This window comes from Enterobacter sp. CFEC122, from assembly GCF_052983755.1.
The window spans coordinates 1-22,276 of record NZ_JBRIQR010000015.1 but is presented as its reverse complement, the minus strand read 5'-3'; the positions used below and the strand labels follow the sequence as shown (position 1 = coordinate 22,276).

At 53.2% G+C, this 22,276-nt stretch carries 19 protein-coding genes and 2 pseudogenes; 14 read left to right on the top strand and 7 right to left on the bottom strand.

Translation table 11 applies throughout. From position 1 onward, the window contains the following. The first annotated feature begins 15 nt into the window (after window positions 1-15). The 3 genes from ydgH to folM all read left to right on the top strand — a co-directional run bounded on the left by ydgH (window position 16) and on the right by folM (window position 3,289). Window positions 16-960, top strand: a complete 945-nt coding sequence (gene ydgH / locus ACVCAM_RS12335) for a DUF1471 family protein YdgH (protein WP_023327293.1) — start codon at window positions 16-18, stop codon at window positions 958-960. A 184-nt stretch (window positions 961-1,144) separates the two neighbouring features. Then, the gene (locus tag ACVCAM_RS12330) at window positions 1,145-2,527 is read left to right on the top strand and encodes an amino acid permease (protein WP_008500547.1); all 1,383 of its coding nucleotides are present in this window, start codon (window positions 1,145-1,147) and stop codon (window positions 2,525-2,527) included. Between the two features lie 39 nt (window positions 2,528-2,566). Beyond that, a complete protein-coding gene (folM, locus tag ACVCAM_RS12325) occupies window positions 2,567-3,289 on the top strand; it encodes a dihydromonapterin reductase (protein ID WP_407223283.1) in 723 nt (240 codons plus the stop codon). Here folM and ACVCAM_RS12320 read toward each other — a convergent pair. Then, a complete protein-coding gene (locus ACVCAM_RS12320) occupies window positions 3,286-3,621 on the bottom strand; it encodes a GlpM family protein (RefSeq protein WP_021241155.1) in 336 nt (111 codons plus the stop codon). The genes folM and ACVCAM_RS12320 overlap by 4 nt on opposite strands. A gap of 128 nt (window positions 3,622-3,749) precedes the next feature. On the opposite strand from ACVCAM_RS12320, the gene rstA reads away from it, so the two are divergent. From rstA to tus, 4 genes are all read left to right on the top strand, one after another. Next, on the top strand, window positions 3,750-4,466 hold the full coding sequence (rstA, locus tag ACVCAM_RS12315; RefSeq protein ID WP_021241154.1) for a two-component system response regulator RstA: 717 nt from the start codon (window positions 3,750-3,752) through the stop codon (window positions 4,464-4,466). A gap of 244 nt (window positions 4,467-4,710) precedes the next feature. Beyond that, window positions 4,711-4,971: a hypothetical protein gene (locus ACVCAM_RS12310; RefSeq protein WP_008500551.1), complete on the top strand. Its 261-nt coding sequence runs from the start codon at window positions 4,711-4,713 to the stop codon at window positions 4,969-4,971. A 75-nt stretch (window positions 4,972-5,046) separates the two neighbouring features. Next, on the top strand, window positions 5,047-6,345 hold the full coding sequence (gene rstB / locus ACVCAM_RS12305; protein WP_047748289.1) for a two-component system sensor histidine kinase RstB: 1,299 nt from the start codon (window positions 5,047-5,049) through the stop codon (window positions 6,343-6,345). Window positions 6,346-6,417: 72 nt separating this feature from the next. Continuing rightward, the gene (gene tus / locus ACVCAM_RS12300) at window positions 6,418-7,347 is read left to right on the top strand and encodes a DNA replication terminus site-binding protein (RefSeq protein ID WP_232928791.1); all 930 of its coding nucleotides are present in this window, start codon (window positions 6,418-6,420) and stop codon (window positions 7,345-7,347) included. Here the strand turns inward: tus and fumC are convergent, their stop codons facing one another. After that, entirely contained in the window at window positions 7,348-8,742 is a 1,395-nt protein-coding gene (gene fumC / locus ACVCAM_RS12295) for a class II fumarate hydratase (protein ID WP_335242549.1), read from the bottom strand. A gap of 183 nt (window positions 8,743-8,925) precedes the next feature. Then, window positions 8,926-10,572 carry a class I fumarate hydratase FumA gene (gene fumA / locus ACVCAM_RS12290; RefSeq protein ID WP_262157041.1) on the bottom strand — a complete coding sequence of 549 codons (1,647 nt, stop codon included), beginning with the start codon at window positions 10,570-10,572 and terminating at the stop codon, window positions 8,926-8,928. Between the two features lie 199 nt (window positions 10,573-10,771). On the opposite strand from fumA, the gene manA reads away from it, so the two are divergent. Together manA and ACVCAM_RS12280 are read left to right on the top strand one after the other, a co-directional pair. After that, the gene (gene manA / locus ACVCAM_RS12285) at window positions 10,772-11,947 is read left to right on the top strand and encodes a mannose-6-phosphate isomerase (protein ID WP_069598181.1); all 1,176 of its coding nucleotides are present in this window, start codon (window positions 10,772-10,774) and stop codon (window positions 11,945-11,947) included. Window positions 11,948-12,046: 99 nt separating this feature from the next. Beyond that, window positions 12,047-13,579 carry a YdgA family protein gene (locus ACVCAM_RS12280; RefSeq protein WP_045406222.1) on the top strand — a complete coding sequence of 511 codons (1,533 nt, stop codon included), beginning with the start codon at window positions 12,047-12,049 and terminating at the stop codon, window positions 13,577-13,579. A gap of 114 nt (window positions 13,580-13,693) precedes the next feature. Here ACVCAM_RS12280 and ACVCAM_RS12275 read toward each other — a convergent pair whose 3' ends face one another. Then, window positions 13,694-14,722, bottom strand: coding sequence for a Mal regulon transcriptional regulator MalI (locus tag ACVCAM_RS12275; protein ID WP_407223282.1), 1,029 nt, complete (start codon window positions 14,720-14,722; stop codon window positions 13,694-13,696). Between the two features lie 179 nt (window positions 14,723-14,901). Here ACVCAM_RS12275 and malX point away from each other — a divergent pair. From malX to ACVCAM_RS12250, 5 genes and pseudogenes are all read left to right on the top strand, one after another. Then, a pseudogene (gene malX, locus ACVCAM_RS12270) lies at window positions 14,902-16,032 on the top strand (PTS maltose transporter subunit IICB); the annotation flags it as partial. 85 nt (window positions 16,033-16,117) lie between these two features. Beyond that, window positions 16,118-17,779 (top strand): recombinase family protein, encoded by a 1,662-nt coding sequence (locus tag ACVCAM_RS12265; RefSeq protein ID WP_447093604.1) that lies wholly within the window; start codon window positions 16,118-16,120, stop codon window positions 17,777-17,779. A 665-nt stretch (window positions 17,780-18,444) separates the two neighbouring features. After that, entirely contained in the window at window positions 18,445-19,206 is a 762-nt protein-coding gene (locus ACVCAM_RS12260; protein WP_447093603.1) for a lysozyme inhibitor LprI family protein, read from the top strand. Then, window positions 19,196-19,564, top strand: a complete 369-nt coding sequence (locus ACVCAM_RS12255) for a hypothetical protein (protein ID WP_023280004.1) — start codon at window positions 19,196-19,198, stop codon at window positions 19,562-19,564. Before ACVCAM_RS12260 ends, ACVCAM_RS12255 begins: the two co-directional genes overlap by 11 nt. Beyond that, on the top strand, window positions 19,548-20,144 hold the full coding sequence (locus tag ACVCAM_RS12250; protein WP_016537359.1) for a hypothetical protein: 597 nt from the start codon (window positions 19,548-19,550) through the stop codon (window positions 20,142-20,144). The genes ACVCAM_RS12255 and ACVCAM_RS12250 overlap by 17 nt, the downstream gene beginning before the upstream one ends. A gap of 157 nt (window positions 20,145-20,301) precedes the next feature. On the opposite strand, the gene ACVCAM_RS12245 is transcribed toward ACVCAM_RS12250, so the two are convergent. The 3 genes and pseudogenes from ACVCAM_RS12245 to ACVCAM_RS12235 all read right to left on the bottom strand — a co-directional run. Beyond that, entirely contained in the window at window positions 20,302-20,991 is a 690-nt protein-coding gene (locus ACVCAM_RS12245) for a VIT1/CCC1 transporter family protein (protein ID WP_000549951.1), read from the bottom strand. Between the two features lie 134 nt (window positions 20,992-21,125). Beyond that, complete coding sequence (locus tag ACVCAM_RS12240; RefSeq protein WP_001004932.1) at window positions 21,126-21,707, bottom strand: cytochrome b/b6 domain-containing protein; 582 nt, start codon at window positions 21,705-21,707, stop codon at window positions 21,126-21,128. A gap of 94 nt (window positions 21,708-21,801) precedes the next feature. After that, window positions 21,802-22,032 (bottom strand): annotated as a pseudogene (locus tag ACVCAM_RS12235) (IS3 family transposase); the annotation flags it as partial. Window positions 22,033-22,276: the final 244 nt, after the last annotated feature.

Below are 22,276 nucleotides of genomic sequence, written 5' to 3'. Positions count from 1 at the left end.
CGAAGGATCATTTTTATGAAGCTTAAGAACACACTCCTGGCGTCCGCACTTCTCTCCGCGACCGCCCTGTCTGCGAATGCCGCAACAGAGTTAACGCCGGAGCAAGCGGCAGCGTTAAAACCTTTTGACCATAAGGTCATTGTGGGTCGTTATAATTCTATTGGCGACGCCGTCGCCGCTGCATCAAAGGCCGCTGATAAAAACGGGGCAGCCTCGTTTTATGTTGTTGACCAGTCTGATAACGGCAACAGCGGTAACCAGCGCGTGACCATTGCGCTGTATAAGGACAACGCGCCAAAAGCTGACGCACCGAAAAACCGCGTGATTAACGGTGTTGTTGAACTGCCGAAAGATCAGGCAATTGCGCTGGAACCGTACGACACCGTCACCGTTCAGGGCTTTTACCGCAGCCAGCCTGAAGTGAACGATGCCATCACCAAAGCCGCGAAAGAGAAAGGGGCCTACGCTTTCTACATCGTGCGTCAGGTCGATGCTAACCAGGGCGGCAACCAGCGTATTACCGCGTTCATCTATAAAGAAGATGCGAAGAAACGTGTTCTGCAGAGCCCGGATGCGATTCCGGCAAACTCAGAAGCCGGTCGCGCGGCGATAGCGAAAGGCGGCGAAGAAGCGAAGAAAGTGGAAATCCCAGGCGTCGCAACGACGGCTACGCCAAGCGCTGAAGTGGGCCGTTTCTTTGAAACACAGTCCACGAAAGGTGGCCGTTATTCGGTTACGCTGCCAGACGGTACCAAAGTTGAAGAGCTGAACAACGCCACTGCCGCGCAGATGGTGCCGTTCGACAGCATCAAATTTACCGGCAACTACGGCAACATGACGGAAGTCTCTTACCAGGTCGCGAAGCGTGCGGCGAAGAAAGGGGCGAAGTTCTACCACATCACCCGCCAGTGGCAGGAACGTGGTAACAACGTGACCATCAGCGCCGATCTGTACAAGTAACAAAATCGTTTAAAAAAGGCGGCGCAATGCCGCCTTTTTTGTTACTTTTTTTGAATTTCTGCCACACGTCATTGCATGCTTTCGTTACACTCCGTAAAATCCCGCGCCTTAGTGTGATCCACCATTTTTATGCGCCTGAGCGAAATAATTATTCTGGATTTTGACCTTTCATAACAGGAAGCCAATGGAAAAGAAACTTGGCCTGAGTGCTCTGACTGCACTCGTTTTAAGCTCAATGCTGGGTGCGGGCGTATTCAGTTTGCCGCAAAATATGGCGGCCGTCGCCAGCCCGTCTGCCCTCATCATTGGCTGGGGCATTACGGGTGTCGGAATATTGCTGCTGGCCTTCGCCATGCTGCTGCTGACGCGCATTCGCCCGGATCTGGACGGCGGCATTTTCACCTATGCCCGGGAAGGTTTCGGCGAGCTGATTGGCTTCTGTTCGGCCTGGGGATACTGGCTGTGTGCGGTGATCGCCAACGTCTCCTATCTGGTGATCGTTTTCTCGGCCCTCAGTTTCTTTACCGATACGCCTGAGCTGCGCCTGTTTGGCGACGGGAATACCTGGCAGTCTATTGTGGGCGCCTCGGTGTTACTGTGGTTCGTCCACTGGCTGGTGCTGCGTGGCGTACAAACGGCCGCCAGCATTAACCTGGTGGCGACGCTCGCGAAACTGGTTCCGCTCGGCCTGTTTATCGTTCTGGCCTTCATTGCATTCCGCATGGACGTGTTCACGCTCGATTTCAGCGGCGTTGCGCTGGGCGTCCCCGTCTGGGAGCAGGTGAAAAACACGATGCTGATTACCCTGTGGGTGTTCATCGGTGTTGAAGGCGCGGTTGTGGTTTCCGCCCGGGCCCGAAATAAACGCGATGTGGGCCGCGCCACGCTGCTGGCGGTACTGGCCGCGCTCGGGGTCTATCTGCTGGTGACGCTGCTGTCGCTGGGCGTGGTGGCGCGTCCTGAACTGGCTGAAATGCGTAATCCGTCAATGGCGGGCCTGATGGTGAAAATGCTCGGCTCCTGGGGCGACGTGGTGATTGCCGCTGGCCTTATCATCTCCGTCTGCGGAGCCTACCTGAGCTGGACCATCATGGCGGCTGAAGTGCCTTTCCTGGCCGCGACGCACAAGGCGTTTCCACGCCTGTTTGCGCGTCAAAACCAAAACAGCGCGCCGTCTGCCTCACTCTGGCTGACCAACATCAGCGTTCAGATCTGTCTGGTGCTGATCTGGCTCACAGGTTCAGACTATAACACGCTGCTGACCATCGCCTCGGAGATGATTCTGGTACCCTATTTCTTAGTGGGTGCGTATCTGTTAAAAATTGCCACACGCCCGGCGCATTATGTCGTGGGTGTCGGAGCCTGTATTTACGGCCTGTGGTTGTTGTATGCTTCCGGACCTATGCATCTGCTGCTGTCGGTGGTGCTGTACGCACCGGGTCTGCTGGTGTTCATCTACGCCCGCCGCACGCATCAGCTGGAGAACGCGCTGAAACGCCGTGAGATGGCCTTAATTGGACTGTTACTGGTTGCTGCCGTGCCGGCAACCTGGATGTTAGTGGGATAGCATCGCCTTTCCCATTGTTGAACTGTAAAGGAGAATACGATGGGAAATGCACCGCTTCGCCCCATACTGATCACCGGCGGAGGCCGCCGTATCGGCCTCGCCCTCGCCCATCATTTTCTCAACCTTCGCCATCCGGTCATTGTCAGCTACCGCACGGAATACCCGTCGATTGAAGGGCTGCGCAAAGCCGGGGCGGTTTGCATTCAGGCTGATTTTTCAACCGATGAAGGCATTCTGGCCTTTGCGGAAAAGGTGAAATCCACCACAACGGGTCTGCGCGCCGTGCTCCATAACGCCAGCGCATGGCAGGCCGAAAAGCCGGGTACGTCACTCAGCGAAACGCTCTCCGCCATGCTGCAGATCCACGTCAATGCCCCTTATCTGCTTAACCACGCTCTGCAGGATCTGCTCCGCGGCGACGGGCATGCTGCGGGCGACATCATTCACTTCACGGATTATGTGGTGGAGCGCGGCAGCGACAAGCACATTGCCTATGCGGCCAGTAAAGCCGCGCTGGATAATATGACCCGCTCGTTTGCCCGCAAGCTCGCCCCCGAGGTGAAGGTGAACGCCATCGCCCCGGCAATGATCTTATTCAACGAAAACGATGATGCGGAGTATCGCCAGCAGGCGCTGAATAAATCGCTGATGAAAATTGCCCCGGGCGAGAAAGAGGTCATCGACCTCGTGGATTACCTGCTCACCAGTTGCTACGTCACCGGCAGAACCTTTGCCGTGGACGGCGGCCGACCGCTGCGCTAGTGAAAGCGGCTCCAGAAGAAAATTAACACCCAGGCGCTGAGCCCCCAGCAGACCACCGCCCCGCCCAGCGCCAGGGGAAGACGCAGAAAACCGGTGAAATACCACAGCGAAAGCAGGTAGAGAAAATACGGGATGATTGACCACATGCCAAACACGATGGTCGTGCGTAACGCTTCCGTGCCGCGTTCAGACGCCACAATATAGTGGGCAATGAGTGCAAAAGTCGGGAAGAGAGGGATCAGCCCGGCAATATAGTAGTTTTTCGTTTTTGCCAGAATGCCAATCAGCAACACCACCAGCGCACCCAGCGCGGCTTTGATCACCAGAGCCATCGTTTTCCTTATAATAATCAACTCACCCTATGGGCCAGAATAACGGAACCGGCGTTAATTTTGAAAGATTAATGGAAGGTTAAGGTTTCGCGGTGTATGTTGGCTTTTTTCACGAAAACAGACGCTGTATGAATAAGATTGTTTATGTTGAAGACGAACCCGAAGTCGGGCAGCTGATCGCCGCCTATCTGGGTAAACATGATATGGACGTCATTGTTGAACCTCGTGGCGATCGTGCCGAAGAGGTGGTCGTCCGTGAAAACCCGGATCTGGTGCTGCTGGATATCATGTTGCCGGGCAAAGACGGCATGACGCTCTGCCGCGACCTGCGCGCCCGGTGGGAGGGCCCTATCGTCCTGCTCACCTCACTGGACAGCGATATGAACCATATTTTGTCGCTGGAGATGGGTGCCAATGATTACATTCTGAAAACCACACCGCCTGCCGTCCTGCTCGCTCGCCTGCGCCTCCATTTACGCCAGCACGCCAGCATCGAACGCGAAGCACCGGCGCCGTCTCTGACGCCGCACAAAGCGATGCGCTTCGGTACGCTGTCTATTGATCCGATTAACCGTCAGGTGCTGCTCTCTGGCGAGCTTATCGCCCTTTCCACCGCAGATTTTGACCTGCTGTGGGAGCTGGCAACGCATGCCGGGCAGATCATGGATCGTGACGCGCTGCTGAAAAACCTGCGTGGCGTAAGCTATGACGGAATGGACCGCAGCGTGGACGTGGCGATTTCGCGTCTGCGCAAAAAACTGCAGGATAACGCCACCGAGCCCTACCGCATTAAAACCGTGCGTAACAAGGGCTATCTGTTTGCCCCACATGCGTGGGAAACCTGATCGCCGGACAGGATAACCTGCGCGAAATAAAGGCATTACGCGAGAATGCCCTTCTTTCGCGCGTTTATTTTTACGTTTGCGCAACAATTAACTTGCTAAGCACGCAAACTATTCCATAATTACCTTCTCGACTCTCCTTTCTTCAGCTCGCCCCGCTCTTGCGATTGTTTTACTCATTTTCGCCGTGAAGCTTTCACGACATCTCTCCAATAAATCTTGAAATGAGGATTTAAGCCCATGAATTATGTATAGCTACGGTCAGGTAGAAGCGATAAAAACCAATCTTGAGTGGATTGTTAATCAGGCAACCCTGAATCACGCCTCCCCCTCACGCACCGATCAAAAAGCGCTCTTTGACCTGCTGGAACTCATCCAGTCTTACGAAATACTGCTGGATCTCATCAGCGAATACGGAACGGATGTGATTGATACGCACATTGCAGAAGGCCTGGCCGTGACGGAAAAATTCATCGCCAAGGTAAAAAACAGCGCGAAAGCCGTCTAACACGCTCGACAGACGTGAAAAACTCGAAGGGTTTTCATGTATATTCTGCACATAGCGTTTTTGCGGTGAGATCCAATGAAAAAGCTGTTTGTGCAGTTTTATCTTTTACTGTTTGTCTGCTTCCTGGTGATGACCATGCTGGTCGGCCTGGTCTATAAATTTACCGCCGAACGCGCGGGCAGGCAGTCTCTGGATGACCTGATGAAAAGCTCGCTCTATCTGATGCGCAGCGAGCTGAGAGAGATCCCGCCACACGACTGGGCGAAAACCCTGAAAGAGCTGGATCTCAATCTGTCATTCGATTTACGCATCGAGCCGTTGAAAGATTTCGATCTGGACCCGCCCGCCATGCAGCGTCTGCGCGACGGGGATATCGTCGCGCTGGATGAGAAATACACCTTTATCCAGCGAATTCCGCGCAGCCATTACGTGCTGGCCGTCGGGCCGGTGCCCTATCTCTATTATCTGCATCAGATGCGCCTGCTGGACATGGCGCTGATGGCCTTTATCGCCATTTCACTCGCGTTTCCGGTTTTTATCTGGATGCGCCCGCACTGGCAGGACATGCTGAAACTCGAATCCGCCGCGCAGCGTTTTGGCGAGGGGCATTTTACAGAGCGTATTCACTTCGACAGCGGTTCCAGCTTTGAACGTCTGGGCGTGGCCTTTAACCAGATGGCCGATAACATCAATGCCCTTATCGCCAGCAAGAAGCAGCTGATCGACGGAATTGCGCACGAGCTGCGCACGCCGCTGGTACGCCTGCGCTATCGTCTGGAGATGAGCGAGAATCTGACGGAAGCAGAGTCTCAGGCGCTTAACCGCGACATTGGCCAGCTTGAGGCGCTGATTGAGGAGCTGCTGACCTACGCGCGCCTCGATCGCCCGCAAAACGAGCTGAACCTCAGCACGCCGGATCTGCCCGCCTGGCTGCAAACCCACATTGACGACGTTCAGAGCGTGAACCCGCAGCGCACGCTGTTAACGCGCGTCACGCCGGGTGACTACGGCGCGCTCGATATGCGCCTGATGGAGCGCGTGCTGGACAATCTGATGAACAACGCCATGCGCTACAGCGAAAGTACGCTGCAGATTGGGCTGGATCTGCAGGGCAATCAGGCCCGCCTGACGGTAGAGGATGACGGACCGGGGATTGCCCCGGAAGCACGCGAAACCGTGTTTGAACCGTTTGTCCGCCTCGATCCCAGCCGCGATCGCGCCACAGGCGGATGCGGTCTGGGGCTGGCGATTGTCTACTCAATCGCGCAGGCCATGGGCGGCACGGTGCATTGCGAAGAGAGCGAGCTCGGCGGCGCGCGCTTCTGCTTTAGCTGGCCGGTGTACCATAACATCGCCCTTCCCGTCCCTGCCTGACTTCAACCGCACGCTGGCCTGACCCGGCGTGCTGTGCTATATGATAAGTATGTTGTAACTAATGAGGGGCTTATGGCGACCTACGATCTTATCGAACGGCTGAACAGCACGTTTCGGGAAATAGAACACGAGCTGCTGACCCTGACAGAACGTTTGCAGACCTGCCGCCTGCTGGCCGCGCGCGTCTTTACCCTGCCAGAGGTAGTCAAAGGGGCCGAGCACGATCCGCTGGACACCATCGACGTGAAGCAGCACATCGGCAAGGCCGCACTGGAACTGGCGATGAAGCACTATCGCCATCTTTTTATCCAGCAGCAGTCTGAACAGCGCAGCAGCAAGGCGGCCGTACGGCTGCCGGGCGTGATCTGTCTGCAAACCGATGCAGTAGCGCGCGAGGCGCTGGAAAGCCAGATTGCCCATATCAACAGTCTGAAAGCGGCATTTGAGAAGATCGTTACCGAAGAGTCGGGCCTGGCCCCCGCCGCCCGGTTTGAGTGGGTGCACCGTCAGCTTCCGGGGTTAATTACCCTGAATGCCTATCGCACGCTGACGGTTCTGCGCCATCCCGCCACGCTGCGCTTCGGCTGGGCGAATAAGCACATCATTAAAAACTTCACCCGGGATGAAATTCTGGCGCAGCTGGAAAAGAGCCTGAAGACGCCGCGCACCGTCGCGCCGTGGTCGCGTGAGCAGTGGATCGAGCGCCTGGAGCAGGAGTACCACAGCATCGCCTCGCTGCCAGCGGATACGCGCCTCAAAATTAAGCGCCCGGTGAAGGTTCAGCCTATTGCCCGCGTCTGGTACTCCGGTCAGCAAAAACAGGTGCAGTACGCCTGTCCGACGCCGCTGATTGCGCTTTATGATGCCGATCAGGGGGCTATCGTGCCGGATATTGGTGAGTTACTGAATTACGATGCTGAAAATGTCCAGCACCGTTACCGACCTCAGGCGCAGCCGCTTCAGCTCATTATTCCGCGGCTGCACCTGTACGTGGCGAGTTGATTATTTCAGACTGCCAACCATCGCCTCAGGGCGCACCCAGGCATCAAACTCCGCCTCCGTCAGATAGCCCAGCGCCAGGGCGGAGGCTTTCAGCGTCAGCCCCTCCTTATGCGCTTTTTTGGCGATTTCGGCGGCTTTGTCGTAGCCGATATGGGTATTGAGCGCGGTGACCAGCATCAGCGACTCATTTAACAGCTGGCTGATGCGCTCGCGGTTTGGCTCGATCCCCACCGCGCAGTGCTCGTTAAAGCTCTCCATCCCATCCGCCAGCAGACGAATTGATTGCAGAACGTTGTGGATCACCATCGGGCGATAGACGTTGAGTTCGAAGTTGCCGGATGCACCGCCCAGGTTGACGGCCACGTCGTTGCCCAGTACCTGACAGCAGAGCATGGTCATGGCTTCGCACTGGGTCGGGTTGACTTTACCCGGCATGATGGAGCTGCCCGGCTCGTTTTCCGGAATGCTGATTTCACCGATGCCGCAGCGCGGGCCCGAGGCCAGCCAGCGCACGTCGTTGGCGATTTTCATTAGCGACGCCGCCAGCCCTTTCAGCGCGCCGTGGGTGTGGACCAGCGCATCGCAGGTCGCCAGCGCTTCGAACTTGTTGGGCGCCGTGACGAACGGCTGTCCGGTTATGGCCGCAAGTTCCTCCGCCACGCGCGCCGCATACTCCGGATGCGTGTTTAACCCGGTGCCGACCGCCGTGCCGCCGAGCGCCAGCTCCGCCAGGTGCGGCAGGCTGTTTTCAATATGCTTCAGGTTGTGTTCCAGCATCGCCACCCAGCCGGAAATCTCCTGGCCGAGCGTCAGCGGCGTGGCGTCCTGCAGGTGCGTACGGCCAATTTTGACGATGTCGCGGAAGGCCTGCGCTTTCTCGTTGAGCGTGGATTTGAGGACGTTGAGCTGGGGGATGAGCTGTTCGCGGATAGCAATCACCGCCGCCACGTGCATGGCCGTGGGGAAGACGTCGTTAGAACTCTGGCTCTTGTTGACGTCATCGTTCGGGTGAACCTTGCGCTCCATGCCGCGCACGCCGCCCAGCAGTTCGCTGGCCCGGTTCGCCAGCACTTCGTTCATGTTCATGTTGCTCTGGGTGCCGGAACCGGTCTGCCAGATGGCGAGCGGAAATTCGTCGGGATGCTTGCCCGCCAGCACTTCGTCGGCGGCATTTATGATGGCGGTGGCCTTGTCTGCCGCCAGCAGGCCTAAATCCTGGTTCACTTTCGCGGCTGCGCGTTTGGTGAGCGCCAGCGCCTGAATCAGCGAAACGGGCATTTTTTCAGTCGAGATACGGAAATGCTCCAGCGAACGCTGGGTTTGCGCGCCCCATAGCTTGTCGGCCGGGACGTCGATGGCGCCCATCGAGTCTTTCTCATGGCGTACCGTGGTCATTACTTTCTCCTTGATAACACTGTCGGGATTGCTCACATGCTTAAGGGATAAGTATTGATGACTTCTGAGAAACGGTATGGCGCTTTGTGCGCTCTTTTTGGTGTCGGGTGGCGGCTTCGCCTTACCCGACCTACGAGAATGTAGGCCGGGTAAGCGTCAGCGCCACCCGGCATTTTCTTCAGACTACTTCACACACGCCGAACACTGAGAAGACTGGATCTGCTTGAAGAAGTCGTTGCCTTTGTCATCCACGAGGATAAACGCCGGGAAGTCTTCCACCTCAATTTTCCAGATCGCTTCCATGCCCAGTTCCGGGTATTCCACGCACTCCAGGCTCTTGATGCTGCCCTGCGCCAGAACCGCAGCCGGGCCGCCGATGCTGCCGAGGTAGAAGCCACCGTGCTTGTGGCAGGCGTCCGTTACCTGCTGGCTGCGGTTGCCTTTCGCCAGCATGATCATGCTGCCGCCGTTAGCCTGCAGCTGGTCGACGTACGAGTCCATACGGCCCGCCGTGGTTGGGCCTAATGAACCAGAGGCATAGCCTTCAGGCGTTTTCGCCGGGCCCGCGTAGTAGATCGGGTGATCTTTAATGTACTGCGGCAGCCCTTCGCCGTTGTCCAGGCGCTCTTTCAGCTTCGCGTGCGCGATGTCGCGGCCCACGATAATCGTGCCGTTGAGGGAGAGACGGGTCGAAACCGGATACTGAGACAGCTGCGCCAGGATCTCTTTCATCGGACGGTTCAGGTCAACGCGAACCGCTTCCCCCTCGCCCGCTTTGCGCAGCGCTTCCGGAATGTATTTACCCGGGTTGTTTTCCAGTTTTTCGATCCACACGCCTTCGCGGTTGATCTTCGCCTTGATGTTGCGATCCGCAGAGCAGGACACACCCATCCCGACCGGACAGGATGCACCGTGACGCGGCAGACGGATCACGCGCACGTCGTGGGCAAAGTATTTGCCGCCAAACTGCGCGCCGAGGCCCAGATTGCGCGCTTCTTCCAGCAGCTCCTGCTCAAGCTGCACGTCGCGGAACGCCTGGCCGTGCTCGTTACCTTCGGTTGGCAGGCCGTCGTAGTATTTGGTTGAGGCCAGCTTCACGGTCTTCAGCGTGCTTTCCGCCGAGGTACCGCCAATCACAAACGCGATATGGTACGGCGGGCACGCCGCGGTGCCGAGGGTGCGCATCTTCTCAACCAGGTAGTTCTTCAGCTTGCCCGGGGTGAGCAGCGCTTTGGTCTCCTGATAGAGATAGGTTTTGTTGGCCGAACCGCCGCCTTTGGCGATGCAGAGGAATTTGTACTCATCCCCGTCGACGCTGTAGATGTCAATCTGTGCAGGCAGATTGGTACCGGTGTTGACCTCTTTGTACATGTCCAGCGCCGCGTTTTGCGAATAGCGCAGGTTGTCTTCGGTGTAGGTGTTATAAACGCCGTGCGCCAGCGCCGCTTCATCGCCGCCGCCGGTCCAGACGCGCTGGCCTTTTTTACCGACGATGATCGCCGTGCCGGTATCCTGGCAGGTAGGCAGAATGCCTTTCGCCGCGATATCGGAGTTACGCAGGAACTGCAGGGCTACGTACTTGTCGTTTTCGCTGGCCTCAGGGTCGCTCAGGATATCTGCAACCTGCTGCTGGTGCGCTGGGCGGAGCATAAACGAGGCGTCGTGGAAAGCGTGCTGCGCCAGCAGCGTCAACGCCTGCGGATCCACCTTGAGGATCTCTTGTCCTTCAAACTCAGAGACGGAGACGTGATCGCGGGTTAACAGGTAATACTCGGTCTGATCCTGACTGAGGGGGAAAGGATCCTGATAATGGAAGGGTTTATTCGACATTGGTCTCTCACTTACTGCTTCGGTCTGTTTATTCAGGGCAGATGTTCCGCTGCCCGGCTTAAAAGCGAGTCAGCTTATCCTACACAATTTTTTAACAAAAACTGAGACTAGTACGACTTTTTACATCCACAGGTTACTTCCATGTGGTTTATTGCTTTAATACCCGGAGTTTATTCCACATTTGAATCAGGGCTTGATAATGCAAAAACTCATCAACTCAGTGCAAAACTACGCCTGGGGAAGTAAAACTGCGTTAACGGATCTCTACGGTATCGCGAACCCAAACAACCTGCCGATGGCAGAACTGTGGATGGGGGCGCACCCGAAGAGCAGCTCAAAAATTGAAGACGCCAGCGGCCAGGCACGCAGCCTGCGTGACGTAATTGACGCCGATAAAGCCGCGCTGCTGGGCAACAAGGTGGCTCAGCGCTTTGGCGAACTGCCGTTCCTGTTTAAAGTGCTGTGCGCTGACCAGCCGCTCTCCATCCAGGTCCATCCGAACAAGCAAGCGTCTGAAATCGGCTTTGCGAAAGAGAACGCGGCGGGTATTCCGTTAGACGCCGCCGAGCGTAACTACAAAGATCCTAACCACAAGCCGGAGCTGGTGTTCGCGCTGACGCCGTTCCTGGCGATGAACGCGTTCCGCGAGTTTTCAGAGATTATCTCCCTGCTGCAGCCGGTCGCGGGTGCCAATAACGCTATCGCGCATTTCCTTGAAAACCCGAACGCTGAGGCGCTAAGCCAGCTGTTTGCCAGCCTGCTGAACATGCAGGGTGAAGAGAAATCCCACGCCCTGGCGGTACTGAAAGCCGCCCTGGAGAGCCAGCAAGGTGAACCGTGGGAGACCATCCGTCTTATTGCGCAGTTCTATCCGGACGACAGCGGCCTGTTCTCCCCTCTGCTGCTGAACGTGGTGAAGCTGAATCCGGGTGAAGCAATGTTCCTGTTCGCGGAAACCCCGCACGCCTACCTGCAGGGCGTGGCGCTGGAGGTGATGGCCAACTCTGACAACGTGCTGCGCGCGGGCCTGACGCCGAAATACATCGACATCCCCGAGCTGGTTGCCAACGTCAAGTTCGTGGCGAAACCTGCCGCGGAGCTGCTGACTCAGCCGGTGAAAAACGGCGCAGAGCTGGACTTCCCGATTCCGGTTGAGGATTTTGCTTTCTCCCTGCACGACCTGAGCCAGACAGAAACGACCATCGCACAGGAAAGTGCGGCGATCCTGTTCTGCGTGGAAGGCGAAGCGACGCTGCACAAAGGCGAACAGCATCTGGTGCTTAAGCCCGGTGAGTCAGCATTCGTTGCAGCCAATGAGTCTCCGGTTAGCGTAAGCGGCACCGGTCGACTGGCGCGCGTTTTCAATAAGCTTTAAGCACTTACTGAATTTTTTAACAACTCTTGCTAAGCTAGTTGCAGGCTTAATATCTCCAGGCGGTTTTTACCGCCTGGTTTCATTTTAGGGATAGTCGCAATGAAAAAATCGGTCGTAGCGGTAGGAGTGATTGTAGCGTTAGGCGTAGTCTGGACGGGTGCCTCCTGGTTTACCGGGAAACAGCTGGAAGGACGCCTGGCTGAAATGGTGGCGCAGGCTAACGGAGAGATTAAGCGCAGCGCGCCGGAAGCGGGCCTTGAGCTGAGCTACCAAAATTATGAGCGCGGCGTGTTTACCAGCCGTATGCAGGTAGTGGTGAAGCCGGTTGCCGGTACGGAAAACGGCTGGCTGAAACCGGGTCAGAGCGTGGTGCTGGATGAAGTGGTCAGCCACGGTCCATTCCCGCTGGCGCAGCTAAAGTCGTTTAACCTGATCCCGTCAATGGCGTCCGTTCACACGGTCCTGGTGAATAACGACGTCACCAAACCGCTGTTCGACCTGGCAAAAAATACCTCACCTTTCGAAATCGACACCCGCATCAGCTATGCCGGTGACACCAGTTCCGATATCGCGCTGAAAGCGCTGAACTACGAGAAAGAGAATGAGAAAGTCGCCTTTAGCGGTGGTCACTTCAAACTTGACGCGGACCGCGACGGGAACGTGTTCTCCCTGACGGGTGAAGCGGAAAGTGGCCTGGTCAACGCCGTGAACGAATACAATCAAAAAGTTCAGCTCACCTTCAACAACCTGAAGGCCGACGGCAACAGCCGCATGACCGATTTTAAAGAGCGTATCGGCGATCAGAAACTGTCTCTCGATAAAGTCGCCATTGCGGTTGAAGGCAAAGAGATGGCCGTGCTGGAAGGCATGGACGTCAACGGCAAATCCGACGTGTCCAAAGACGGTAAGAGCATCAATACCCAGCTGGATTACACGCTGAAGAGCCTGAAAGTGCAGAATCAGGATCTGGGCACCGGCAAACTGTCGCTGAAGATCGGCAATATCGACGGCCAGGCGTGGCACGAATTTAGCCAGAAATACAGCAAAGAGAGCCAGGCGCTGCTGACCGATGCCGCGCTGCAACAGAACCCGGAAGTCTACCAGCAGCAAGCGATGGCAGTGCTGTTCAACAACCTGCCGATCCTGCTGAAAGGCGAGCCGGTGGTCACCGTTGCGCCGCTGAGCTGGAAAAACAGCAAAGGCGAAACCAGCTTTAACCTGTCGCTGTTCCTGAAAGATCCGGCCACCGCCACGGGTGAACCGCAGACGCTGGCGCAGGAAGTGGATCGCAGCGTGAAGTCGCTCGACAGCAAGCTGACCATCCCGATGGATATGGCGACCGAGTTTATGACCCAGATTGCGAAGCTGGAAGGCTACGGCGATGAAGATGCCGGCAAGCTGGCGAACCAGCAGGTGAAAGGTCTGGCGGCCATGGGCCAGATGTTCCGCATCACGAAGGTGGACAACAACACGATTTCCACCAGCCTGCAGTACGCCAACGGCCAGGTCACGCTCAACGGCGACAAAATGCCGCTGGAGGATTTTGTCGGCATGTTTGGCATGCCTGCTCTGGGGATGCCGGAACCGGCTGAACCGTCAGCGCCAGCCGAACCGGCGGCACCGCAGCAGTAAACGTCAAAACCCCTCGCATGAGGGGTTTTTTATTGCCGGGTGGCGCTGACGCTTACCCGGCCTACGATTCCGGGCCGTTGTAGGCCCGCGCAAGCGCAGTGCCGCCGGGCGATATTATTTCACCGTCACCAGTCGCGCCGCCACAATCTGGTGCCTGGCCTGAACGTCCGTATTGTCGATGCGCTGCATGATCCTGTCCGCCAGGGTGTAGCCCATCTCCCGCGCTGGGGTAGTGGCCCAGACGATCGGCAGATCGTCGAGCGCGTTTTCACCGACGTCGGCGAACGCCCCCAGCGCCACCTGGTGGCCGAAGAAGGTTTCCACCCCGCCCTCGCCGCTCTGACGCCCGGCGCGGATCAGGCCAAACCAGGCGCCCATGGCGATCACATCGTTATAGCAAATGACGGCGCTGATGGTCGGACTGCTGCGCAGCAGCGCGCCTATCGCTTCTGCCGCCATCTTCTGGCTGGACTCACACTCAACAACCCACTCGCTGTGGAACGGCAGGCCGTATTTAATCAGCGTCGCGCAGTAGCCGCCGACCCGTTCGGCGCGGGTCAGGGACGAGCTTTTGCCGCCCAGCCAGGCAATGCGCTGATGGCCCCGACGAATAAGATGCTCGGTCAGCATTTGCGCAGCCTGCATGTTATCCGGGCGCAGCGTATCGGCTTCATCGAGGTAGCTGGCGCGTGAAGCAAACACCAGCGGCACGCCTTTTTCAGCGGCACGCTCGCACAGCTCGCTGCCCACGCCCGACGCCCCGGCGACGATCACCCCGTCCACCCCCTGATTCAGCAGCATATCGAGCCGGGAAAGCAGCTGATCGGCCTCGCGACCGCCGTGAAGCAGAAAGACCATCCGCCCCTGCGCTTCAAGCGCTTCGGTTAAGCCGGCGGTCAGCTCCGCATAGAACGGTGACGTCAGGTCACGGACAATCAGGCCAATCACCCCGCTTTGCCCGCCGCGCAGCGCCGACGCCTGACGGTTTCGCACAAAGCCCAACTGCTCAACCGCCTCGTTCACCCGCTGACCGGTCGCGGGAGAGATGCGTCCTTTTCCGCTCAGTACCAGAGAAACGGTGCTGACGGAAACCCCCGCCGCCAGCGCGACGTCGTTGATGGTGACTTTTTTCGCTACAGCCATGTGTTGGCGTGACTCCCTGAAAAATGAGATCGGTAAAACGTTTTATCAATACGTTATCTTTATACTACCAGTCAAAGCCTGAGAATGTGATTTAGCGCGCACTAAACTTTGATAAAACGTTTTATCTTCTCGCAGCATTGAAGCAGACAAACTGATTTTAACAATAAAGGAGTCGTTTTATGACGGCGAAAGCAGCACAAAAAATATCGCTGTGGGAATTTTTCCAGCAACTGGGTAAAACCTTTATGCTGCCCGTGGCGCTTCTCTCGTTCTGCGGGATCATGCTCGGGATCGGCAGTTCGCTCAGCAGTAAAGACGTCATCACGCTGATTCCCTTCCTCGGCGCGCCCGTGCTGCAGGCGATCTTTATCTGGATGAGTAAAGTCGGCTCCTTTGCCTTCAGTTTCCTGCCCGTGATGTTCTGTATTGCAATCCCGCTGGGCCTGGCCCGCGAGAACAAAGGCGTCGCGGCGTTTGCCGGTTTTGTGGGCTACGCGGTGATGAACCTGGCGGTTAACTTCTGGCTGACCGCAAAAGGCATACTGCCGACCACCGACGCCGCCGTTCTGAAGGCCAACAACATTCAGAGCGTGATTGGTATTCAGTCCATCGACACCGGGATCCTCGGGGCGGTGATCGCCGGGGTCATTATCTGGATGCTGCACGAGCGCTTCCACAATATCCGCCTGCCGGATGCCCTGGCTTTCTTCGGCGGCACCCGCTTTGTCCCGATCGTGACCCTGGTCGTTATGGGTCTGTTTGGTCTGATTATTCCGCTGATTTGGCCAGTTTTCGCTATGGGCATCAACGGCATTGGCCGCATCATTAACGGCGCGGGAGATTTTGGTCCGATGATCTTCGGCACCGGCGAGCGTCTGCTGCTGCCGTTTGGCCTGCAGCATATCCTGGTGGCCCTGATTCGCTTCACCGAAGCGGGCGGCACCATGGAGGTGTGCGGTCACGACGTGAGCGGCGCGCTGACTATCTTCCAGGCGCAGCTGAGCTGCCCGACGACACACGGCTTCTCCGAAAGCGCAACCCGCTTCCTGTCTCAGGGTAAAATGCCTGCCTTCCTCGGCGGCCTGCCGGGTGCTGCGCTGGCAATGTACCACTGCGCGCGCCCGGAAAACCGCCATAAAATTAAAGGTCTGCTGATTTCCGGCGTGATCGCCTGCGTCGTGGGCGGTACCACCGAGCCTATCGAGTTCCTGTTCCTGTTCGTCGCACCGGTGCTGTATCTGATTCACGCGGTGCTGACCGGTCTGGGCTTCACCGTGATGGCGGTGCTGGGCGTCACCATCGGCAACACTAAAGTAAAATACACCTCATTAAGAATTGAGGCGTAAAAACAGCTATACCTGTCGCCCCAATGGATTACCAAGGAGGTGATGACCAATGTCTGCACATGTTACAATCTTAAGAAATACAGTACTTCCAGTGAAATTCAATACCATGAATCGTCCACGCTTATATTCATATATCCGTTACTCCAGCGAACGACAAGGTAAAGGTAGTTCGATTGAGCGTCAGAAGAGCTACATTGCTGAAATGGCAAAACAGATTGCTACTGAGTACGATCTGGAGATTTTCGAGGAATACCAAGATTTAGGGGTATCCGCGTACAAGGGTAAAAACGTTCAGGAAGGAGCTTTATCGGATTTCATAGACCAAGTTGAATCCGGTTTGATCCCAAAGGGGTCTTTCCTCTTGATTGAATCCCTTGATCGCTTCTCACGCCAGAACGCCATGCAAGCGGTTAACCTTTTCACCAGCTTATTACTTAATGGCATCACGGTAATTACCGGGATTGATAAACAGGTTTACAGACAGACTGAAGTAAACACCGAGACATTGCAGCAACTGATGTTTAGCGTGATGTTGTTCAGCCGTGCAAACGAAGAAAGTTCAACCAAATCACACCGCACCATTGCAAGTGCTCTGTCCAAGATCAGACGTCACCAGGAACGGAAACCAGGTGATCCTGTAGTCGCAATTAAAGAGTTAGGCTCGGATAAATGGTGGACAGATTCAAGTACTGGATATGTCAATCCGCATCCAGTCCTGTTCCCCATAGCAAAAAAAATTATCCAGTTAAAACAAGACGGTTGGTCAAATCGGATGATCCTTCAACATCTGAAAAACAACTACGATGGACCGGTTATTGGCAACAAAAAATCAAAAGGTATATGGAATATGCAGCATTGTTCCAGAATCCTTGAACCTGCCATTTATGGACGAAAAGTAATCACTGTAAACAATGCAGAATACGTTCTGGATGATTATTACCCTGCGATCATCAGCAAAGATGAATATGAAGCGTTAAAGCTCCAAGTTGGAAACAAAGGATTTGCCCCGAATCGCGAGAGTAATCCAGAAATACCATTACTTTCCGGTATTGGTATTTTGCACTGTGCGCACTGCTCATGTTACATGGTTAAGGCTAAATCAACCCTTAAAAACCATCCACATGCTTACCGTTACCAATGTGCATCCAGAGATTTACATCAAGATTGTAATAAGTGGGGATTCAGGGCAAGCACCCTTGAAAGGACGATTTTACAACTAATAGCCGATAGAATATTCTTACAGACGAAATATCAACCATCTGGTTTAGAAGGGAAAATAGCGGACATACAATCGCAAATTGAGAACTATGTATTGGCTATAGGTTCAGCTAAAAGCCCTGAGATCATTAATAGCCTCACTTCGCAAATTGATCAACTAGAACAAGAAAAACAAAGTCTGATAGTGGAAAAAAGACTATACGATGAATCAATCGTGCAAATGAACACTGAAGGTTGGGACAAGTTCAGGAAGTTTGACATTGATGACGCACTTAACCCTTTACGCACAAAAATAAGAGCAAACATTAAGACCGTTATTATGCGCGTAGATTGCTCCAGAATAGATAAGAAACACAACTTGTTTACCATACATACCGCGATCAGCATAAACAGCGTATCGTTATCGAAAACAACTCAGGCTGGAAGAAGGGTAAGATTTATGTTGAAGCGCAGACTATCAACGATATTCAAATTCTTGAATCTGAAGGTTTGATACTGCATGACCATATTGACATATTGATCAACCGAGACAAGTTCATGACGGAAGCGAAAAAACGACTAGATCATCCCCGAACACTGATCGATGAACTGACGGAATAAAGGTAAGTGTTAGTGCCATTGTAAAATTGCCCCACAGAAATGTTAGCGTAATCCATCGCTATATAGCCATGAATCGCTCTGTATCTTGTCAGAGCGATTAAAGCAGACTTCAGGCATCGTTCAATATAAAACCCCCGTAAAACTTGATACAGAGCGTTGTAGAGCAAGGGTTCAAAATTACATCGTATTCATTCTGTCTACGAACTGTACTTATTGCACCGCTCCTTATCGAAACACCTCTATGGTTGCCGGAAACCCCGCACAAAGTAGATTGTTATGTCTTTCAATCGCAGTATTCAAGACTAACCGCTGCCCGCCGCCCGACGTTAACACCAAGCATATGAACCATTTTAAAACCCTTTAAAAACAATACCCTTCGCATCTTCCCCCTCTTCTCCCCATGTTAATCGATCGTTTTTACAGATCAATTATACGATATTGATAGATTTCATAGATCAATGTAAGATCATGATTCTTCGGTTAGTGTTTCTCGTAAACAAGACTCACGGAATGAATACTCTGTCCACGATGGAGTGCGAAAGAAAGAAGGTATCCAGAATGACAATTCTTATTAAAACGTTAAAAATCATGGCGTCAGGTGTTGTTTTCGTTTCAGGTATAACCACCGCCTCCAGTACCGTGTATTTCTTGCCAGAGGCAAAATCAATGGGTGTCGCCAGCAGCGACAAAAACGCACTGATGTTTCTCGGGATGGACAGGGATGTAAATCTGAAGGGAATATGCTTCGCGATGACAAAGCAATCATCATCAATCGTTCCGCTGGTAGATATCACTGCTACAACTGATAACGGCAGATTCACGATGCACGGGTTACGCCCTAATGTCAGTGATTCTAAAGAAGTCGCTTGTTCCTTCGGGTCCGAAGCTGGTGATTTCTTGACTGCCATTTCGAAGTCAACAACCGTTAACGTGAAGCTGGACTTCAATGGCGAGATCCGCAATTACAGTTTCGACACTACAGAGTTCGGAAAGGTATTGACTGCGAATGGGCAAGCCGTGGGGGAAAAAGCAGCTAAAGACTACGCTCAGGGAGTACGTGCACCCGTTTTCTATAGCAGCGGTAGCGAAGCTCCCAAAAACAATGCAGTAACCTCAAACGTCGATACACACAGTTATAAAGCAAGCGATGAGAAACTTAATTCGGTCTGGAAAAGCCTTAGCCCTGAAACCCGAAAACGATTGCTTCCTTCTCAAAGAGAATGGATAAAGCACAAATCCGGCTGCAATAATGAACAGAAATGTCTTACCGACATGACGAACAATCGCATTCGTGAACTGGAGTCTGAATATGGAAAATAATGCACTGACTTTGGTTTTAAAAAACGATTGGGTAGCATCGTCTTCTGGTAATACCTATACCGGAAAATACACAGTTGGACGGTTTCACCTGACAGATGCGTTCATCGTTGTGTATATGAAGCTGATACATGGAATTGAAATACCCGATTTATGGGTCAGTAGCAGTTTCACTAACATACCAGATACCGATACCCGTAGGGTTATGTATATGGAAGGCTGTGATATGTTATCGAAAGATACAATGAACGAAATCCGTAATGCAGTGAAGTCCCCGCCTGACAAGCTGAAAATATATCGTAATGGAGAGCGTATTGTTAAGATAGAAGTTATGGAAGAACGAAATGAAATCACCCTATGAACGTTATATTAAAATAGCAGTCATAACCGTCGCAATAGCCTACGGCATCAATCTCCTTTACGGGCTGACGCCCCCCCCATATCAGCCTAAAACCCCCGAAGTGAAGGCCAAGGTAAATGCTGATACCGTAACTCAGCAACAACCTGAGCAACCATCCAAACCATCGATAATCGATATACTTCCGCGAATGTATACAACAGGGGAAGTTTATGCGCGGTTTGAACAACATGAATTCAGGGCAACAAATGACTTCAAAAAATGTCAGTTAATGGTAACAGGAAAAATAACTGGTATCGGTACTGTTACTTTCAGAAAAAATCCTGTAGTAACATTGGGTATTCCCGGTTCAGATGAAGGCCTGAAGTTCATATTTGAAGATACGAATTACAATAACGATAAAGTTGCTGCATTGAATATTGGGGATCTGATTATAATCGCCGGGAAGAATGCACGACCTGGAACCTTTGGTGGTATCTTTCTTGATGACTCGAAGATAATGACTGATATGATTTCAAAGAAGAAACGACAAATTTTGGTTGTCAATGGTGGCGTTTACGACCGGGAAATTTGCCAGAAGTAGCGTTGTCCTTGCCCTTGAAATGGAGGGGGAGAATCCCCTCCATCACCCCTTCAACAGGTATTGGCGCAAGCAGGAATCGAGTTTGAAGGGAGCTGCATTGCAAATTGTTTTGCGAAGCATCGCCAGTAAGATGGTACACGAATTGTGCTTCATAACATTAAAGCAGGGCCTGCCCTGCAAAATGACCAATCCCCATAGACAAAAGCATAGCCATGGTACTCCAGAACGTAATTCTTATGATCGCCCTGACAGGAGAGGCTTTACTCAAAACCGAAGATATATAGCCAAGGACCGCCAGTGAAAAAAGGGTGGAAAGGATTATCAACAAAAAAGCCAGTTTCAGAGGGGAGAGCCATGCCACGATTAAGGGTAACACCGCACCAGCGGAAAAACTCAGGGCAGAAAAGACAGCTGCCTGTAGGGGCTGTGCAGAATTTATATCCGTCAACCCCAGTTCTTCACGGGCATGAGCATCCAGGGCATCTTTGACCATAAGTTGCTCCGCAACCTGCCGGGCAAGCTCTGGCTCCAGTCCACGTTGCATATAAAGTGAAGTCAGTTCCCGCACCTCTCCCTGATAATCAGTTTCCAGCTCCCTTTTTTCCTGGGCAAGTGCTGCGTTTTCGGTATCCGCCTGAGATGAGACGGAAACATATTCCCCTGTAGCCATTGACATAGCTCCGGCAACCAGTCCTGCAACACCTGCAAGTAAAACACCGGAAGGACTGCTATTTGCAGATGCAACCCCAAGAACAAGGCTCGCTGTCGAAACAATTCCGTCATTTGCCCCCAGTACAGCTGCCCTCAGCCATCCCACTTTTTCGATACTATGTCGTTCAAGATGCATATATTTTTTCCTTCAAATACGCATACTCATCGGAATTACGGATAAATAGAAAATGCATTGACGGATAAATGCGCGGTTATAGTCTGTTTTAGCCAACCATTACAGGGCATCTTATCCATCATAAACCTACAGCACTATTCGGTAACGGGATTTTTCCTTTGGCTACGAACGGTGAGGAAGATATGCAGCAACCCCATCGCACCATGTGCCCAGAAATAGGTTTCAATAAATACAGTCAGAAACTTATGCACATGCAGGACGGTTTCTGTCAGCACAGGTGACGTGCCAAGAGCAGTATTGAGAGCAAACCAGAATCCACCACATAATGCAACGCCCAATAGTGCAAGTACACCAAGCCCCTGAACCAGAGCAGCAATCCCACCAGCATGAGCTTCAGGAAGACGGAATGATATCAGCATTTTGATATCTTCAACCACACCTCGAAAATCAAGGACCACCCAGGCAAAATAGTAACGAAATCCTCGTTGTGTCAGCATCCATGCAAGCATGACAAACCCAAGGACAATCAGTGATAACCCAGTGATAACATGGAACCATGTTACGAACCCAGTGAGAGTATAGTCACTAAGCGCATCGCTTTCGGTAAGGTTTGAATTAATAATCTGCAATAAAATCAATACAGCTACGATGATATGCAGCACACGTAGAAATGGTGTGTTTTTGTGAGGAAGAGCATTACGTAAATTTTCGTTCATAATTTAGCCACTTTTTTAAGGTTGGTTGACCACTCAATATTATGCCTTTTTATTAATGATAACCTTAACTTCTCAAAACCAAGATGCACTCAGTAATATCCAAACCATGTTCAAAGGCCCAGTACTCGACAGGTAAATTCAGGTTCCTGAGTGGTTCTTATCGTCGCCAGATAGCCACGAAACAACGCAATGCTGTACAGAATGCTTATATCTGAACGCTTGAAATTCCAAAAGCGACGTGGATCGTACGGCACTTAATCCGACGACCGATGAAGAGTGCAGCCATGACAAAATCCATTCACCAAGCCACATTAGGTGACGTCGGAAATGATCTTCTTACGCCAAAGCACATGGCTTAGAATCCCTGTTCCAGCCTCGAAGAGGATACTGATGATTTATTTGCCGGAAAAAAGCATCTTAATGAGGGTCTCATACCGATGATGAAGACATTACGGGCATCAGTGTGTTAATCAACGGGGAGCAGGTCAACGTGTATCATGTCAGTTCAGGGATATCTTTCCAGCATATCTACCTTCACCGAATAATTCCCGGTCTCAGTCAACACCTAG